Source organism: Pseudomonas sp. QE6, assembly GCF_041379005.1.
In the GTDB taxonomy this organism is placed as follows: Bacteria; Pseudomonadota; Gammaproteobacteria; order Pseudomonadales; family Pseudomonadaceae; genus Pseudomonas.
The window spans coordinates 3,573,970-3,591,187 of sequence record NZ_CP166873.1; the positions used below are offsets into that span (position 1 = coordinate 3,573,970).

A 17,218-nucleotide genomic window follows, 5' to 3' on the forward strand; every position below is an offset into this window, starting at 1 on the left:
AAGCTGGTTCGCGAGCAAGCTCGCTCCTACGAAGAGCACGCGGTGCCACCTGTAGGAGCGAGCTTGCTCGCGAACCGCACTCTGCCGATGGATCAAGGCGCTCCGATCTGATGCCGGCGTCAGTGATGAGCTGAAATGAAGCGGCGTACAACCGGGAACGGTTATACGCCTTACGCTGAATCAGCCCTTGCGCTCCCGGCGCATCAGCCAGAGGAAATACGGGCAGCCGATGAACGCCGCCAGCAGTCCCGCCGACACTGGCCAGGGGTAGGCGATGTTCCTTCCCAGCCAGTCGGCCACCACCATGATCAGCGCGCCGGCCAGCGCACTCAGCAGCAACTGCGGAGCGGCGCGGCGCACGCCCAGGTGACGGGCGATATGCGGGCCGATCAGGCCGACGAAGCTGAGCGGCCCGACGATGATGGTGGCGGTTGCCGTGAGCACCGCGGCGCTGAGCAGGATCGCCAGGTGGCTCAGGCGCAGCTTCAAGCCCAGGGCCGTCGCGGTGCCGTTGCCGAGGGACAGCAGGTCCAGCGGACGGGCCAGCAGCAGGCTCACGCCGATCATCACGGTAGCGACGACCACTCCGGTGCCCGCCGACGCCACGTCGACCTGGTAGGTCGAGCCGGTCATCCAGCTCATCATTGCCGTCATGCGCGGGTCGCCGCTGGCCAGCAGCAGGGTGCTCAGCGAGTGGAGCAGGGTAGTCAGGCAGACGCCGGTGAGCAGCAGGCGCTCGGCGTTGAAGGTCTTGCGCCAGGCGAACCAGAGCAGCAGGCCGAGGGTGAGCAGGGCGCCGACGCTGGCGGCGGGGACCATGTAGGCCTGCGGCTGCGGCAGCACCAGGAACAGTACCAGTACGGCGATGGCCGAGCCGGAGGTGGCGCCGAGCACTTCCGGGCTGGCCATGGGGTTGCCGGTCAGGCGCTGCACCAGCAGGCCTGCCACGGCGAGCATGGCGCCGGCGGCCAGCGAACCGAGCACGCGCGGCAGGCGCCATTGGACGATGGCGTCAGCAAGGCCGGCATCGCCCCAGTGCCAGCCGTTGGCGTCCACCGCGAAGTAGATCGCCGGCAGCGTCAACAGGGCGAGTACGATGGCGGCGCCGATGATCAGTCGCCAGGGATGTTCGCGTTGCGGCTTGGCTGGTGCCGGGCGCGGGACGATGCCGCCGCTGCGCTGGCGGCTGAGCAGCCACAGTAGCAGCGGCACGCTGAAGATGCCGGTGAGGATGCCGGCGGGAATCTCCCCGGCGAAACGCGACAGTTCGCGGGCGATCTGGTCCACCACGCAAAGCAGCGCGGCGCCCAGCAGTGGCGCCCAGATCAGCCGTTGCTTGAGCGTGCGCGCACCGCACAGCCGGGCGATGGTGGGCGCCGCGAGGCCGACGAAGGCGAGCATGCCCACGGCACTGGTTACGAAGGCGCTCAGTGACACCGCCACGGCGAGACCGAGCACGCGGGTACGGCGCAGATTCACGCCCACCGCGGCGGCGCCTTCGTCCTCCAGCCCCAGCGCGGCCAGCGGACGCGCCATCAGCAGCGCGACGACCATGGCCATCGCCAGACGCGGCGCCAGGTACAAAACGCCGTCCCAGCCGCTCTGGTTCAGCGAGCCGGCCTGCCAGAGCAGCAGGTCGATCAGGTAGTCGTGGTTGAACAGCACCAGCAGTGCGTTGAGCGATACGCAATAGAGGCTGATCACCATGCCGGCGAGGATGAAGCGCAGCGGCGACAGGGTGCGGCCCCAGGCGAAGGCGAACAGCAGACAGGCCGCCAGCGCCGCACCGCTCAGGGTGACCGCCTCCATGCCATGCACCAGCAACGCCGGGGCGAAGATGGTGGCGGCGGACAACGCCAGATTGGCCCCGGCGGATACACCCAGCGTCACCGGTTCGGCCAGCGGGTTGCGCAGGATCTGCTGGAACAGCGTGCCGGCCAGGGCCAGTGCAGCACCTGCCATCAGGCTGACGGCCAGGCGCGGGTAGAAGCTGAAGTGCATCAGCACCTGGCGCACGTCGTCGAGGTTCGGCGACCACAGCGCCTGCCACCAGAGCTCGCGGGGCAGGGCGCCCTGCAGGCCATGGAGCACCAGCAGCGCGGCGAGCACCGTCAACAGCAGTGTGCAGATCGCCGGGCCCAGCGGCAGGCCGCTACGGGGGAGGGTGAGGCCGAGGGTCGATTCAGGCATGCACAGCCTCCGTGGCGCTGTAGAGATAGGCGGCGATGCGCTCGGCAAGGTCCAGCACCGAGGCGGCGCCGGCGTAGGGGTAGAAGCGCTCCAGTGTCAGGGTGTGGCCCCGGCGCACGGCGGGCAGGTTGGCCCACAGGTCGTTGGGCTGACGCAGGCTCTGCAGGCGCGCCGAGGTGGTTGGGATGTCGACGTAGACCAGGTGCGCGTCCGGGCGCTCGGCCAGGCGCTCGATGCTGACCATCGCCAGGCCCACCGGGCCGACCGGCCCTTGCCAGGCGTTCTCGACGCCGAGGCGATCGAGCACGTCCTGCACCATGCTGTTCCTGCCATACACCGCGGCGTGGCGGCCGTCCTGGTTGAGGACGGCGACGCACACCGGCGGCTGCGGGCGGTCGGCCAGCTTCGCCCTCAGTTCGGCGAGACGCCGCTCGCCGGCGGCGATGTAATCGGCGGCGACCTGCTCGACGCCCAGCCGGCGCGCCAGGTCGTGCATGAACCCGGTGGTCGCGCGCCAGGCACCCTGGGGGGCGGGATAGATGGCCACGCGTTCGGTGGGGGCGATGCCGTTCAGGCGTCGCTCCAGGGTCGGGGTCATCGGGTCACTGAGGATCAACTGCGGGCGCAATTGCTGGATCAGTTCGAGGTTCGGTTCCCAGTACGGGCCCACGTCGCGCACGCTCTCGGGTAGCGCCAGGGTAGGCATGCGCACCCGGTAGTAGCGGTCGTCGGAGATCGCCAGCGGCGGGACGCCCAGGGTCAGCAGCGTCTCGGCGGCCACCCAGTTGAGTGCGACGATCCGCGTCAGGCGTTCCCCGGCAATCAGGGGCAGGCCGCTGGCGCAGGCCAATGAGCCCAGGGCGAGGTTCTGCAGCAGGTGGCGGCGGGTGAGGGGCATGGGTACTTCTCTACGTCCGTTGAAACGACAACGGGCCCCCTGCGAACAGGGAGCCCGGTGAAGCGGCGGGGCGGCCCGCCGCCTGCCGGCTTACCAGCTGTACTTCACACTGGTCAGTACGGTGCGGCGCAGGCCCGGGTAGCAGGAAATCGCGCTGTCACAGGTGGCCACGTAGTCCTCGTCGAGGAGGTTCTGGGCATTCAGCGAGACGGTCACGTTCTGGTTCAGCGGGTAGCTCACGCCAGCGTCGAACAGGGTGTAGTTGTCGACGTGGAAGGTGTTGGCGTTGTTGCCATAGAGCGAGCCGGTGTAGCGCGCTCCGCCACCGACGGAGAGGCCGCCCAGGACGCCTTCGTGGAAGGTGTAGTTGAGCCAGCCGGAGGCCATGTGTTCGGGCACGTTGGCCGGTCGGTTGCCCTGGTTGCCGTCGTTGCTCTTGTGAATCTCGGCCTTGGTGTAGGTGTAGGAGGCGAGCAGGTCCCAGTTCTCGTCCAGCTTGGCCTTCAGTTCCGCCTCGATGCCGCGCGAGCGCTGCTTGCCGGTGGCCTCGTTGTATCCGGTGGGGATGCCGTTGGCGTTCAGCTGCGGGGTGAGCGCGTTGGTCTTCATCAGGTCGAAGGCGGCCAGGGTGACCAGCAGGGTTTCGGTGGGCTGGTACTTGACACCGACTTCCCATTGGTTGGCTTCGCTGGGCTTGAACGCGTTGCCGGAGGAGTCCAGGCCGGAGTTCGGGGCGAAGGACTCGGAATAGCTGATGTAGGGAGCGAGGCCGAAGTCGGTCAGGTAGGTCAGGCCGACACGGCCGGTGAAGGCGTTGTCCTTCTGCATGCTGTGCGGTCCGGTGTGGCTGTCCAGGTCGTTGCGCACGTAGTCGTAGCGACCGCCGGCGGTGAGGATCCAGCGCTCGTCGTACTTGATCTGGTCCTGCACGTAGCCGCCGATCTGCTCGATGTTCTGGTCGTAGTCGATGGCCTGGCCGGGGATGGTGGTGTCCTTGTTCGGACGCTGCACGTCCTGGCCGTAGATCGGGTTGCCGGGGTTGATCGACGGGCCGAGGGTGCGCCAGCGGGCGATGTCGGCGTCCTGCCAGCTGTAGTCGCCGCCCATCAGCAGGGTGTGCTTGAACGGACCGGTGTCGAAATTGGCCTGCAACTGGTTGTCCAGGTTGAAGGTGTTCATGTGCTGGTCGAAGCGGTCGGCGGTGCGGATCACGTTGCCGGCGATCACGCCCTGCGGCAGCAGGTTGTTGAAGATCAGGTCGACCTGGCCGTAGCGGGCGTTCTGGCGGAACTCCCAGACATCGTCGAAGCGGTGGCGGAATTCGTAGCCCAGGGTGTACTGGTCCTGGTCGAAGTGGTTGTAGCTGTGGTCGCCGAGCAGCGTTCCGGTGGTATGCCCGTTGACGCTGTAGTCGAAGATCGAGCCGCCGTTGCGGTCGCGCAGGAAGTCGGCAAGCAGGGTCAGGCTGGTGTCTTCGTCCGGCGCCCAGGTGAAGGAGGGCGCGAGGTACTGGCGGTCGTCGCGGATCTCGTGGCCGTCGTCGTACTCGGCCTGGGTGTTGGCGTCACGGGCCAGGCCGACCACGCGGTAGAGGTACTGGTTCTGTTCATCCAGGGCGCCGCCGACGTCGAACTGCCCCTGCTTGCGGTCGTGGTTGCCGCCGGTCAGCTGGATTTCGTTGACGTGATTGGCGGTGGGCTTCTTGCTCACACGGTTGACGATGCCGCCGGCGTCGCCCAGGCCGAACAGGCTGGAGGACGGGCCGCGGACCACGTCGATGCGCTCGAAGGCGTAGGGCTCGCTGCGAAAGAAGGCGTAGCTGTTGTTCTGCTGGCGCAGGCCGTTGAGATAGTCGCTGGTGGCCTGGGCGTTGAAGCCACGGATGTACAGCCAGTCGAAGCCCTTGGGGTCGAGGCCGTAGGCTTCCACCTTCACGCCCGGTACGTAGCGCAGCGCTTCGGTCACCGTCTGGGCGCCCTGGGCGTCCATCTGCTTGCGGGTGATTACCGAGATCGATTGGGGGATTTCCACCAGCGGGGTGTCGGTCTTGCTGCCGCTGGTGGAGGTGCGCGGCACATAGCTGTCTTCGCCTTCGACGGCGCCGGTGATGGTCTGCGCGGACAGGCTCAGGGTGTCGCCGTTGCCCGCGTTGGCGCCCAGCAGGGTCACGCGGCTGCCCTCGACCTGATACTGGATGCCGGTGCCTTGCAGCAGGCGCTCCAGGGCCTGGGCCGGCTCCATTTCGCCGCGTACGCCGGCGCTGCGCAGGTTCTGCACCTGGCTCTGGTTGAAGACGATCTGCAGGTTCGACTGCGCACCCAGAGTGGTGAGGGCGGAGGCCAGCGGCTGGGCCGGGATGTCGATGCGGACCGGCGCAGCCTGGGCGGCGGTGGCCGCCAGGACCATGCCGAAGGCGGTGGCGCGGACCAGGCGGGCCAGCGGCTTCAGCGGATGCTGGGGGTGCAGCGCGGAGCGGGTGCGACTCACTTGAAGACTCCTATGATCTTGTAATGCAGTTTCTAATAAGAATGATTAGGTTTTATGTGACGCGCAGCCCCGGGAAAACCGGAAGCGCTCCTTGAAGAACTCCGAGTGCCTTCGCGGCGCGCAGGTCAGTGCAGGGCAACGTCCGGCGTATCGCTGGCCCGCTTCGCGCGATGCTCCTCGATCGCCACGATCTGCCCGGCGCTCATGCGCAGCAGGCGGTCGGCGACGTCGAAGTAGCGGTCGTCATGGGAGATCACGATCAGCGTCTTGCCCTGGGCGCGCAGCTCGGGCAGCAGCTCGGTGTAGAAGATGCGGCGGAACTCCGGGTCCTGGTCGGCGGCCCATTCGTCGAACACCAGCACCGGGCGCTTCTCCAGCCAGGCCTGCACCAGCGCCAGGCGCTTGCGCTGGCCGGTGGACAAGTCGGTGGTGGAGAACTCCTGTCCCTTCAGGCTGACCTTGTGGGCGATTTCCAGGCGCTCCAGGTAGCGATTGGCCTCCAGGGGGATCTCGTCGCTGTCCTTGAGCAGGTCCTCGAACAGGAAGTAGTCGGCGAAGATGGTGGTGAACAGCTGGCGGTAGTCGTCGCGATTGCCGTCGCTCACCGGTTCGCCATTGAGCAGCAGTTCGCCGCCACGCGGGGCGTAGAGGCCGAGCAGCAGCTTGATCAGGGTGGTCTTGCCGCAGCCGTTGTCGCCGGCGATGAAGAGGATTTCGCCACGACGCAGGGTCAGGTTCAGAGGGCCGACGCCGAAGCCGCGCGAGCCGTCCTCGGTGGGGTAGTGGTAGCTCAGGTCGCGCAGCTGGATCTGTTGCATGTCCAGTGCGGCGCGGCCGTCGTCGGCCAGCAGCAGGTTCGGTTCGGGCGAGGAGAAGCGCACCGACAGTTCGGCGATGCGGCGGAACGCGACCTGGGCGCGGCTGACGATGGGCAACTGGCCGACCAGGTGCTCCAACGGGCCTTTCATGTACAGCAGTACCAGGATGAAGCCGCTGAGGGTGGCCTTGTCGGTGCTCGGCCACAGCGACTGGTAGGCCAGCGCCACGCCGATCACGATGAAGAACAGGGTGGAGCCGAAGCCCTTGGCGATGACGAACAGGTTGATCGAACGCACCTGGATATCGCAGATGCGGTCGGCGGTGCCCTGCAGGCGCTCGCTGTAGTGCTGGAAGCGGCGCGGCCGGCTGATGCGCAGCTCCTTCGAGCCCTCGGCCATGGCGCGGTAATGTTTCTGCAGCACGTCCTCCTCGTCGCGGGCCTCGAAGAAACCCTTGATACCCTTGCTGCGCGCCACGTACTGCACGGCACTGCCGATGACGATGGCCACGGCGGTGGTGAGGAACATCGGCAGCGACAGATTGGCCAGATAGCCCAGGCAGCCAAGGGTGACGGTCAGGGACACGGCGAGCGGCGCGAAGGCGAAGGCGAAGTCGCTGATGGTGTCGATGTCGTGGGTCAGCACCGGAATCAGGCGGTGGCTGCGGTAGCGCTCGATCTGCTCGATGGGCGCGGAAATGATCTTGCTGCCCAGGTCCTTGCGCAGCCGGGCGATGACGTGCTGGCCGACGTAGTTGGTGCCGATGTCAGAGATGATCGAGCCGAGCAGGGCCAGCAGGCAGAGACCGGCGAAGCCCAGCAGCAGGCCTGACGGCGTTCCGCCCTCGGAGTGCAGGCTGTAGTTGATGGTGGCGAGCAGCGCGGTGATGCTGGCGCCGCCGACGATACCCAGCAGGGTGGCGATGGACAGGGGCAGCCAGAACGGCTGGAGCAGCTTGAAGAGTTCGCCCAGAGGGCTTTGCGCAGGCGTGTGCATCGTCTTTTCCTAGGCTCGGCCCGCCGCGCGGCGTGCCGGAAATCGAGGGCGAGACGGCCATGCGGATCGGGGGATTGATCTGCAAATCCGAATCGTTCTTGTTAAGACGAATGAGGCGGGGAAAAACTGAAGGGAATTTGCGAAGGATTCGCAAAAAAGCCGAAGGGCGTACTACAGCTGCACGTAGCGGCTGGCGAGGACGATACGTCCGGCGCTGTCCTTGCGCAGCTCCACCGGCAGTACCTTGGGCAGGGAATCCACCAGCGCCTGCAGGTCGTCGGTGCGGTAGATGCCGCCGATGCGCAGGGCGGCGGCCTCGGTGTCCTCGATGCGGACCGGTTGTTTCAGGTAGCGGTTGATCAGCGGGATGGCGGCCTGCAGGGAAAGGTCGTCGAGCACCAGCTTGCCCTCGATCCAGGCGATCGCGCCGGCCGGCGCGACCTGGGCCAGTTCGATGCGCTGGCTGCCGCGCAGGTAGCGGGCCTGCATGCCCGGGGTGAGCTGGGCGCTGTTGCCGTCGACGTCGTCCGGCGGGCTGACCACCACCGATCCTTCCAGCAGCGTCACCAGCATCTGGTTGTCATCGGTCCAGACGTTGAAGCGCGTGCCGGTGACCCGCACGCTGCCGTTGTCGGTGCGCACGGAGAAGGGTTGCAGCGTGTCGTGGGCAACCTGGAAATAGGCCTCGCCGCCACTCGCGAGCCAGGCGCTGCGGCGATCGCGGAAGTCGGCGAAGATCAGCTGAGAGCCGCTGTTGAGCTCCACCGTCGAGCCATCCGCCAATCGCACTTCGCGTGGTGCGGGCTGTGCCGCGTAGTAGCCGACGCGGGACGGCAGCCATCCGGCGGACCAGCCCGCCGACCAGGCAGCGCCCAGCGCCACCAGCACGCCCGCGGCGATCGCTGCGACCCGGCGCCCGCTGCGCGGCCGGTGCGCGCGAGGGCGGCGCAGGGGAGCCGCCAGCGGCGCCTCGACGATGGGTTGGCTGGACGGCAGCAGCTCGGACAACTGCCAGATCTCCAGCATCGCCCGGTATTCCTCCGCATGGCGCGGATCGGCCGCGAACCACCGGGTGAACGCCTCACGTTCGGCAGCGCTGCAGTCGGCGTCGTGCAGGCGAGCGCACCAGTGCGCGGCCTCGGCGCTGATGCGGTCGTCGTCGAGCGGGGCGGAAGAGGAGGTCATCGAGGGTCCTGGTGCGGGTCCGGAGCGGACCCTTTATCACACTTTCTTTTCGAGTTGATGCGAGTGATTATAAATAAGCCTGACTCGGACTGTCAGCAGGCGCCAGCAGCCTCGACTGTATTCATGGACGCCACGACGGGGTGGAGAGCGCGTTGATCCGTTATTACCAGGAATTGGTCCTGTATCTGAACCGCACCCTTGGCGATCGCCAGACGGCCGCCGATGTCACCCAGGAAACCTTCCTGCGCCTGCTCGATCGCAAGGCCTGCGAGCCTATCGAACAGCCCCGCGCATTTCTCTACCGGACCGCGCTCAACCTGAGCATCGACCTGCACCGTCGCGCCCGTGTGCGCCGTGCCGAGGAGCTCGACGTCCTGGACCGCGAAGGCGTCCACGACGAACGCTGCCCGCAGGAGGAAGTCAGCCGGCAACAGCAGTTGCAACTGCTGCAACGGGCCCTGGACGAGCTTTCCGAGCCGTGCCGCCGGGCCTTCCTGTTGCGCAAAGTGGACGGTTGCAGCCATGCCGAGATCGCCCAGCGCCTGGAGATTTCCCGCGACATGGTGGAGAAGCACATCGTCAATGCGATGAAGCACTGCCGTGTGCGCCTGAAGGCCTGGGGCGGGCAGGGCTGAGTCGAACGTCCGGCCTCGTTCGAGACCTTGTCCCTGGCCTGGCATTCTCTTTTCTTACTGATAATCATTCTAAATTTCATCGTGCCTGCCTCGTCTCTCCAGAGAACGCGCTGCTGACAGCGCAATTTCCGGGCGACACGCAGGATCGGCCGCCGACCGCCAGCAGGTGGGCTGCCGGAGTAGCGGGTTGGCGTAGTACGCCGCCGGCTCCCGCGTCGTCACGCCACACGGCCATCGCGACACAGGACACTGGCACCATGACTCAGATGATCACCCCGACCTACGACGTGCTCGGCATCGGTTTCGGCCCTTCCAACCTGGCGCTGGCGATCGCCCTGCAGGAGCAGGCGCGGCGCGAGGGCCGCCACTACCATGCGCTGTTCCTCGACAAGCAGGCCGACTACCGCTGGCACGGCAACACCCTGGTGGCGCAGAGCGAGCTGCAGATTTCCTTCCTCAAGGACCTGGTGACCCTGCGCAACCCCACCAGCCCGTACAGCTTCGTCAACTACCTGCATGCCATGGGCCGGTTGATCGACTTCACCAACCTGGGCACCTTCTACCCCTGCCGCATGGAGTACAACGACTACCTGCGCTGGGTCAGCGAACAGTTCGCCGAGCAGCGCGTCTGCGGCGAGACGGTCAGACGCGTCGAGCCGGTGCAGGGCCCCGACGGCATCGAGCTGGTGAAAGTGATCTCGGCGGATGCCCACGGCCACGAGCGCTTCCGTCTGGCCCGCAGCGTGGTGGTGAGCACCGGCGGCACGCCGCGCTTCCCCTCCGCCTTCAGCCACCTGCGTGACGACCCGCGCGTGTTCCACCATGCCCGCTACCTGGAGTGCATGGCCCGGCAACGCTGCAACCGGAACGAGCCGATGCGCATCGCCGTGATCGGTGGCGGCCAGAGCGCGGCCGAAGCCTTCATCGACCTGAACGACAGCTACCCCTCGGTGCAGGTCGACATGGTCCTGCGCGCGGCGGTGCTCAAGCCGGCCGACGACAGCCCCTTCGTCAACGAAATCTTCGCCCCGCGCTACACCGACCTGGTGTTCAACGAGCCCAAGGGCGAGCGCGAGAAGCTCATCCAGGAGTTCCACAACACCAACTACTCGGTGGTGGACCTGGACCTGATCGAGCGCATCTACGGCATCTTCTATCGCCAGAAAGTGGCGGGCGTGGGCCGCCACGCCTTCCTCTGCCGGCGCAACGTGGAAGTGGCCCGCGCCGACGCCGACGGCATCGAGCTGACCCTGCGCGACAGCGCCACCGGCGCCGTGGAAACCCATCGTTACGACGCGGTGATCCTCGCCACCGGCTATGAGCGTACCTCCCACCGCGAGCTGCTGGCGCCACTCCAGGACTACCTGGGCGACTTCGAGGTGGGCCGCGACTATCGCGTGCTGGCCGACGAACGCCTGCACGCCGGTATCTACCTGCAGGGCTTCACCCAGGACAGTCACGGCCTGAGCGACACGCTGCTGTCGGTGCTGCCGATCCGCGCCCAGGAAATCGCCGCCTCGATGTTCGAGCGCCTGCCGCCACACGAAGTCGCACACAAACCGTCGCGCCCGCTGACCGCGGAAAGCGCCTGAGCCACGTGGCCCGGAAGAGATTTCTTCCGGGCCGACTAAATTCCGGCCGACCCTGCTCGTCATACGGGCGGGGTCGTTGCATTCACGAAAGGGAACCCACCATGACGCCCGATTTTTCCCTGCCGCTGCCCGATGGCCGCACGCTCTCCGCCGACCGCGGTAGCCAAGGCCTGACTCTGCTGCTGGACGGCCAGCCGCTGCTCACCGCGCAACTTGACGGTGAGTGCTGGCAGCTGACTTCGGCGCCAGCCGAGGAGGCACTCCGGGCGCTGGCATACTGGACCTTCGCCAGCGATGCGCAGTGCGAGCGCGTGCAGTTCGCTGCGGCCAACGTTCCGGCAGAGGCTTTCGCACAAGGGCTGGTCAATCGCGATGAAGTCGGCGGGTGTCTGCAGATCGAGCGCGCGGCGTTCTGGCAGCTGCCCGCCGTCTGGCACAAGGGCGTGGCCGGCGCGAACTACCCGCAGGTCTACCGCATGAGCAGCGGCCGCCGCCATCCGCTGCGTGCGCCCAAGCCGCAGGGCGAGGTCTATCGCCGCTTCGATGCCAGGCTGGGGCAATGGATTTCCCTGCGCACCCTGGACATCGAACTGGACCTGGAGCGTTTCAACCGCTGGCAGAACAGCCCGCGCGTGCTGGAGTTCTGGCAGGAAGGCGGCACCCTGGAGCAGCACCGCGCCTACCTGGAAAAGGCCGCTGCGGACCCGCACACCACCACCCTGATCGGCTGCATCGACGACCAGCCCTTCGCCTACTACGAAGCCTACTGGGCCAAGGAAGACCGCATCGCGCCGTTCTACGAGGTGGGCGATTACGACCGTGGCATCCACATGCTGGTGGGCGAGGAAAGCCACCGCGGCCCGCACAAGGTGGAAAGCTGGATGACCGCCCTGGTGCACTACCTGCTGCTGGACGACCCGCGCACCCAGCGCATCGTCGCCGAGCCGCGCGCCGACAACGCCAGGATGATCGGCCATATGCAGCGCCTGGGCTTCTGGCGCGAGAAGGAATTCGACTTCCCGCACAAGCGCGCCGCGCTGATGGTGCAGAGCCGGGAAACCTTCTTCGAGCGTTGCGGCCTGTGCTGACGGCGATTCTCGGCGTGGCTGAGGGCTGCCGGTGATCGCAGCCCTGGCGCCCCTTTATTTCGGCGAGTTCGCCAGCTACCGCGAGGTGCTGGTGACCCGCGACGATCCGCGACCCTCGATTCCTGCCCGCACATTGCTGGAGCGGGAGATGCTCGACAGCGTGCTGCGCCGCTTCGACCCGCCGCACGCCGATGGCGATCGTCGCGCGTTGGCCTCGCAGTGGTCGAAATGGTACCTGGTGCGGCTTATCCCTCCTGTGGTGGCCGCCGCGCTGGTATTGGGTCGCAGGCTGCCGCTGGCCTTCGATGACGTGGACGTGGTGCTCGACGCCCAGGGGATTCCTCAAGCCTTCAAATTGCCGGGAGAGGGCGGGCCATTCGCCGCGCCGCCGGACGATCCGTTCCAGCGCTTCGCCCACCTGCTGGAAGGGCACCTGCAACCTTTCATCCAGACCCTCGCCGCCGAGGCGCGCCTGTCGCCCAGGGTGCTCTGGAGCAACGCCGGCAACTACTTCGAATGGTTCATCGGCGAGATGGCCAAGCTGCCGCCGCTGGCGCCGATGCTGGGGCATGGCCGCGAACTGCTGGAGACCGAGCGCCGTCCGGACGGGACGCGCAACCCGCTGTACAAGCCGATCCAGTACGTCGAGGTGTCCTGCGAGCAGCGCCCGGGCGGACTCTGGCGGCAGCGGCGGACGTGTTGCATTCGCTACCGGCTGGGCAGTATCGGAAACTGCGACAACTGCCCGCTGATCGATGAGCCGCTGCCGGAAGCGAGCGACCTATGAGGCCAGCGTCTGCGGGCGCTCTGTTCGCGAGCAAGCTCGCTCCTACGAAAATCGCTCCAAAGCCAGGGCTGGGCTGTAGGAGCGAGCTTGCTCGCGAACCGTACGGCACCGACGCAATGGTGTAGCCGCAGGCGCTGCGTTGGAACGACGCTGTAAGCGATGGGCCCGGAATACGCCGCAGGTGATTCAGCGGACAAGGTCCGCTCCGACGAAAAACGACTCGGTCAACTCAACGCAGATAACTGATCGGCGACCCATCCACCGGATTGCTCAGCACACCCATGGGAATGCCGTAGATGTCTTCCAGCGTTTCCCCGTGCATCAGCTCCGCTGGCGTGCCCTGGGCGAGCAGGCGCCCGCCATGCAGGGCGATCAGGTGATCGCAATAGCGCGCCGCCATGTTGATGTCGTGCAGCACCACCAGCACGCCCAGGCCCAGTTCGCGGCTGAGTTCGTGGACGCGGGAGAGCACTTCCACCTGGTGGGCGATGTCCAGCGCCGAGGTCGGTTCGTCCAGTAGCAGGTAGCGGCTGTTCTGCGCCAGCAGCATGGCCAGCCAGACGCGCTGGCGTTCGCCGCCGGAGAGCAGGTCCACCGGGCGCTCGGCGAAGGCAAGGGTATCGGTCAGGTCCAGCGCGCGGTCGATCTGCTGGCGGTCTTCGCCGGTGATACGCCCCAGCGCGCCGTGCCACGGGTAGCGGCCGAAGGCGACCAGTTCGCGCACGGTCAGGCCGTCGGTCTGCGGCAGTTGCTGCGGCAGGTAGGCCACCTGGCGCGCGAAATCGCGGTTGCCCCAGTCCTGCAGCGGCTTGCCGTCCAGGCGGATGCTTCCGCCGCTGGCCTGTTGCTGGCGGGCCAGCAGCTTGAGCAGGGTGGATTTGCCCGAGCCGTTGTGGCCGATCAGGCCGATCATGTTGCCGTCGGCCAGCTGCAGACTCAGCGGTTGCAGGAGGGTGCGGCCGGGGACGCTGAAACTGACATTTTCCAGTTCGAACATGAGGTCATCCATCAGGGCGGCTGGGCCGGAAAAAGCGGGAGTCCGACTCTAATTCAATCGCTAATGGTTATCAATTTTGATCGCCTTGTGGAACCGCTGATCCGATTGCCTGTCCTTGTCGCAAAGCGCTTATGATTCAACGCTGTAATTGATCGAGTAGGGCCCATGGAGTCTGCTGTCGAACGCTACAAACGCCTGCTCGCCGAGGCCCTGGCGCGTTATTTCCCCCGTACCACCGAATACCTGCGCGCCGAACGCGAAGCGGCGCAGCCGCAGCCCCGTGGGCGCGGCAAGGCCAAGGGCAAAGCCAAGGCGCCGGCCAGGCGTGCCGCGAAGGCCAAGAAGGAGGGCGACGCGCCGGCGCCCAAGCGCCCACGAGCCCCCGCTGTCGCCGGCATCTACGGAACCGCCAAGGCGCCGGATGAACAGCACGCGCTCGACATGCGCCAGCGCGTGGCCCAGGCCGCCGCCCACGGGGTGGTCAGCCTGCCGTCGGACGAGCAGTGGGCGATGATCCTCGCGCCCGATCCGCTGACCCGCATCTTCGCCGGCGCCGGTTCCGGCAAGTCCACCACGCTGGTGCTGCGGGTGGTCTACATGCTCTGCCACCTGGGTATCGACGTGGAAAAGGTCACGGTGATCTCCTTCACCAACGCCTCCTGCGCCCAGCTGCGCGAGCAACTGGTCAAGGTGCTCGGCTACTGGGGGCATCCCTTCGACGCGGCACAGGCCCGCCAGTGCGTGCGCACCTTCCACTCGGCCATGGGCACCCTGGCCAAGGTGGCGCTGAAGAACCCGCGCTGGTTCGAGCAACTGGACGAGCGCACCCCGGCCGATGAGCTGGATAACCCGCTGCTCGCCGGCCGCCTGCGTCCCGCGCAGCAGCGCCTGCTCAAACAGGTCTACCAGCAGTGCTATGCCGACCAGCACGAATTCCGCGTGCGGGTGCATCAACTGCTTGACCTGCCGGCACCACCCGAAGCCGGGGAAGACGGCAAGCCGCCACGCATCGGCAAGGCGCCGCTGGATGCCTTCAAGCTGGCCGGCGAGTTCATCGCGTTGCCGCTGTTCGAAGCCTTCTACGCCCAGGCCGGTTTCATCGAGAGCATCGGCCTGCGCATCGCCCGGTTGCAGCCATCGAGGCTCGGTTGCCCGGCGCGCGAGCGGCACTTCGTCGAGGCCCTGCAACTGTTCTGGGCGGCCTTCGAAAAGGCACTGCAGGAGCAGGGCCAGCTGACCTTCAACCTGGCCTTCCAGCACCTCACCGACCAGCTCGGCGACGGCAAGCTGCCGGCCGAGGCCCTGGCGCCGTTCCAGCACCTGCTGATCGACGAGTTCCAGGATGTGTCGCCGCAGATCGTCCAGTGGCTGCAGGCGCTGCACCGCGACCTGGCCAAGCGTGGCGAGGCGGTCAGCCTGATGGCCATCGGCGACGACTGGCAGTCCATCTATGCCTGGCGCGGCAGCTCGCCGGAGCTGTTCATGGACTTCGACCGGCACTTCCCCAGCAAGGGCCGGCGCAAGAGCCGCGTGCTGCTGCTGGAGACCAACTACCGCAGCATCGACCCGGTGATCCGCGACGGCGAGCGGGTGCTGGTGGGGGTGGCGAACAAGCAGGCCAAGACCTGCCGCGCCTTCAAGTCAGCGGAGGCAGGCGATCACGGGGTGAAGCTGGTGCAGCGCTTCGATGCGCGCAACAACCTGCCGATCCTGCTTGCGGAAATCCGCCAGCAGTGCGAGCACGTCGCCGCGCGTGGATCGAAGGAGAAAACCGCCGTACTGCTGCTCAGCCGGCGCAACGAGACCCTGCAGAGCATTATCGGCGAGCTGGATCGCAAGCTGCCGGTGAAGGGCATGACCATTCACCGCGCCAAGGGTTTGCAGGCGGAAGTGGCGATCATCGTCGACGACTGCGCGCCGCCGGAGAAACACCCGCTGCGCAGCGCGTTGTACGCGGCGTCGGGCTTCTTCGCCAGCAGCTACGACCAGGCCCAGCAGGACGAGCAACTGCGCCTGGCCTACGTGGCGATCACCCGGGGCGTCAGCCGCGTGCTCTGGTTCACCCGCCAGGCCCAGGGGCCGACGGCGATCCTGGCCCTGCGGCGCAGCGTGGAAAGCGCGCCGGTCCCGGCGTGAGGATCAGTCGTCGCGGGTGAGGACTTCCAGCAGTTCGATCTCGAACAGCAGGTTGGAGTTGGGCTGGATGTGCGCGCCCACCTGGCGCTCGCCGTAGGCCAGGTGCGCGGGCACGAACAGCTTGCGCTTGCCGCCGACTTTCATCCCCATCAGGCCGATGTCCCAGCCCTTGATCACCCGGCCGGTGCCGATTACGCACTGGAAGGGGCGGCCCTTGTCCCAGGACGAGTCGAAGACGGTGCCGTCCTCCAGGGTGCCCTTGTACTGGGTGGTGATCAGGGCGCCCTTGACCACGGCCTTGCCGTCGCCGACGACGATATCTTCGATCTGCAGTTCGCTGCTCATGGGGTTCTCCGGTGAAGCGGCTGCGGCATGACCGCCGCGTGGGCGTGGGTTTTCGCAGGAAAGCCCGGTATTTGCAAGCCGTCCGCGGCGGTCAGCCGATGGCCATTTCCTCGAGAATCCATTCGCGGAAGGCTCTGACTCGCGGGTCGTCCGCGCTGGCCTGCGGATAGACCAGGTTGTAGGCGTAGCCCTCGGCAACCCGCACGCCCAACTCGAACGGCTGCACCAGCAGGCCCTGCTCCAGCTCGCGGGCGACCATGGCGTGATCGACCAGCCCGACCGCGCCGCCTTCCAGCACCGCCTGCACCACGTGGCTGGTGTCCTCGAAGGTGACGCAGCCGCTGGCGTCGAAATCCGCCACGCCGGCCGCCTCCATCCAGCGCGACCAGTCCGGCCAGGCTGCGCCCTCGGTCTCGCACACCACATGGCACAGGGTGTGGGCCAGCAGGTCGCACGGCTCGCGCAAGGGCGGCCCCTCGCTCAGCAGGCTAGGGCAGCACACCGGCACTATCTGGGTCTCGAACAGGCGCTCGGCCAGCAGGCCGGGATAGCGTCCGCTGCCGAAACGGATGGCCAGGTCGATGTCGTCGACGGCAAAGTCGCGCAACTCGTCGCTGACGTCGAAGCTGAGCTTGAGCCCCGGATGCAGCGCGCGGAACTTGGGCAGGCGCGGCAGCAGCCAGTGGGTGGCGAAACGCGGGGTCAGCGAGACCCGCAACTGCCTGGATGTTCGCGCCAGCCGCCGCGCACGCACGGTGGCGCGGTGCAGCAGGCCGAGGGATTCCGCCGCCGCTTCCAGCAACAGCGCGCCCGCCGGGGTCAGTTGGATGCTGCGGCTGGTGCGCACGAACAGGCCGAGGCCGAGCTGGTCTTCCAGTTCCTTGATCTGGTGGCTGACCGCGGCTGGCGTCAGGCCGACCTCTTCGGCGGCGCGGGTGAAGTTCAGGTGGCGACCGGCTGCCTCGAAGGTGCGCAGGGAGCGGATGCCGGGGAAGGGGCGGCTCATCGATCTTCAAATCCTGTTTGATGATCCGTCGAGAAATACTCGTTTCTCCTGGCTTCGT

The 17,218-nt window shown here is 67.0% G+C and carries 13 protein-coding genes; 5 read left to right on the forward strand and 8 right to left on the reverse strand.

Translation table 11 applies throughout. From position 1 onward, the window contains the following. Positions 1-180 precede the first annotated feature (180 nt). The 5 genes from fhuB to ACAW63_RS16585 form a co-directional block, all read right to left on the reverse strand. Complete coding sequence (gene fhuB, locus ACAW63_RS16565; RefSeq protein ID WP_371226897.1) at positions 181-2,190, reverse strand: Fe(3+)-hydroxamate ABC transporter permease FhuB; 2,010 nt, start codon at positions 2,188-2,190, stop codon at positions 181-183. Continuing rightward, a complete protein-coding gene (locus ACAW63_RS16570) occupies positions 2,183-3,088 on the reverse strand; it encodes an ABC transporter substrate-binding protein (protein WP_371226899.1) in 906 nt (301 codons plus the stop codon). Before ACAW63_RS16570 ends, fhuB begins: the two co-directional genes overlap by 8 nt. Before the next feature lie 90 nt (positions 3,089-3,178). Then, complete coding sequence (locus ACAW63_RS16575) at positions 3,179-5,575, reverse strand: TonB-dependent siderophore receptor (protein ID WP_371226901.1); 2,397 nt, start codon at positions 5,573-5,575, stop codon at positions 3,179-3,181. Positions 5,576-5,700: 125 nt separating this feature from the next. Next, on the reverse strand, positions 5,701-7,389 hold the full coding sequence (locus ACAW63_RS16580) for a cyclic peptide export ABC transporter (protein WP_371226903.1): 1,689 nt from the start codon (positions 7,387-7,389) through the stop codon (positions 5,701-5,703). A 171-nt stretch (positions 7,390-7,560) separates the two neighbouring features. Then, the gene (locus tag ACAW63_RS16585) at positions 7,561-8,574 is read right to left on the reverse strand and encodes a FecR domain-containing protein (RefSeq protein WP_371226905.1); all 1,014 of its coding nucleotides are present in this window, start codon (positions 8,572-8,574) and stop codon (positions 7,561-7,563) included. A gap of 152 nt (positions 8,575-8,726) precedes the next feature. Between ACAW63_RS16585 and ACAW63_RS16590 the strand changes: the two genes are divergently transcribed. The 4 genes from ACAW63_RS16590 (at position 8,727) to fhuF (ending at position 12,676) form a co-directional block, all read left to right on the forward strand. Next, on the forward strand, positions 8,727-9,209 hold the full coding sequence (locus ACAW63_RS16590; protein WP_371226907.1) for a sigma-70 family RNA polymerase sigma factor: 483 nt from the start codon (positions 8,727-8,729) through the stop codon (positions 9,207-9,209). A 257-nt stretch (positions 9,210-9,466) separates the two neighbouring features. Further along, positions 9,467-10,801, forward strand: coding sequence for a lysine N(6)-hydroxylase/L-ornithine N(5)-oxygenase family protein (locus ACAW63_RS16595; RefSeq protein ID WP_371226909.1), 1,335 nt, complete (start codon positions 9,467-9,469; stop codon positions 10,799-10,801). A 101-nt stretch (positions 10,802-10,902) separates the two neighbouring features. Further along, positions 10,903-11,889, forward strand: a complete 987-nt coding sequence (locus ACAW63_RS16600) for a GNAT family N-acetyltransferase (protein ID WP_371226911.1) — start codon at positions 10,903-10,905, stop codon at positions 11,887-11,889. 31 nt (positions 11,890-11,920) lie between these two features. Beyond that, a complete protein-coding gene (gene fhuF, locus ACAW63_RS16605) occupies positions 11,921-12,676 on the forward strand; it encodes a siderophore-iron reductase FhuF (RefSeq protein ID WP_371226913.1) in 756 nt (251 codons plus the stop codon). A 229-nt stretch (positions 12,677-12,905) separates the two neighbouring features. On the opposite strand, the gene ACAW63_RS16610 is transcribed toward fhuF, so the two are convergent. Beyond that, positions 12,906-13,673, reverse strand: coding sequence for an ATP-binding cassette domain-containing protein (locus ACAW63_RS16610; protein ID WP_371226915.1), 768 nt, complete (start codon positions 13,671-13,673; stop codon positions 12,906-12,908). Between the two features lie 165 nt (positions 13,674-13,838). Between ACAW63_RS16610 and ACAW63_RS16615 the strand changes: the two genes are divergently transcribed. Beyond that, positions 13,839-15,809, forward strand: a complete 1,971-nt coding sequence (locus ACAW63_RS16615; RefSeq protein WP_371226917.1) for a UvrD-helicase domain-containing protein — start codon at positions 13,839-13,841, stop codon at positions 15,807-15,809. A gap of 3 nt (positions 15,810-15,812) precedes the next feature. On the opposite strand, the gene ACAW63_RS16620 is transcribed toward ACAW63_RS16615, so the two are convergent. Beyond that, positions 15,813-16,154, reverse strand: a complete 342-nt coding sequence (locus ACAW63_RS16620; protein ID WP_371226919.1) for an FKBP-type peptidyl-prolyl cis-trans isomerase — start codon at positions 16,152-16,154, stop codon at positions 15,813-15,815. Positions 16,155-16,245: 91 nt separating this feature from the next. After that, on the reverse strand, positions 16,246-17,160 hold the full coding sequence (gcvA, locus tag ACAW63_RS16625; protein ID WP_371226921.1) for a transcriptional regulator GcvA: 915 nt from the start codon (positions 17,158-17,160) through the stop codon (positions 16,246-16,248). Positions 17,161-17,218: the final 58 nt, after the last annotated feature.

Coding starts and splice junctions, on each gene's coding strand:
- ACAW63_RS16600 (WP_371226911.1), top strand. CDS start 10,903: ATGACGCCCGATTTTTCCCTGCCGCTGCCCGATGGCCGCACGCTCTCC.
- ACAW63_RS16570 (WP_371226899.1), bottom strand. CDS start 3,088: ATGCCCCTCACCCGCCGCCACCTGCTGCAGAACCTCGCCCTGGGCTCA.
- gcvA (WP_371226921.1), bottom strand. CDS start 17,160: ATGAGCCGCCCCTTCCCCGGCATCCGCTCCCTGCGCACCTTCGAGGCA.
- ACAW63_RS16615 (WP_371226917.1), top strand. CDS start 13,839: ATGGAGTCTGCTGTCGAACGCTACAAACGCCTGCTCGCCGAGGCCCTG.
- ACAW63_RS16610 (WP_371226915.1), bottom strand. CDS start 13,673: ATGTTCGAACTGGAAAATGTCAGTTTCAGCGTCCCCGGCCGCACCCTC.
- ACAW63_RS16595 (WP_371226909.1), top strand. CDS start 9,467: ATGACTCAGATGATCACCCCGACCTACGACGTGCTCGGCATCGGTTTC.
- fhuB (WP_371226897.1), bottom strand. CDS start 2,190: ATGCCTGAATCGACCCTCGGCCTCACCCTCCCCCGTAGCGGCCTGCCG.
- ACAW63_RS16620 (WP_371226919.1), bottom strand. CDS start 16,154: ATGAGCAGCGAACTGCAGATCGAAGATATCGTCGTCGGCGACGGCAAG.
- ACAW63_RS16585 (WP_371226905.1), bottom strand. CDS start 8,574: ATGACCTCCTCTTCCGCCCCGCTCGACGACGACCGCATCAGCGCCGAG.
- ACAW63_RS16580 (WP_371226903.1), bottom strand. CDS start 7,389: ATGCACACGCCTGCGCAAAGCCCTCTGGGCGAACTCTTCAAGCTGCTC.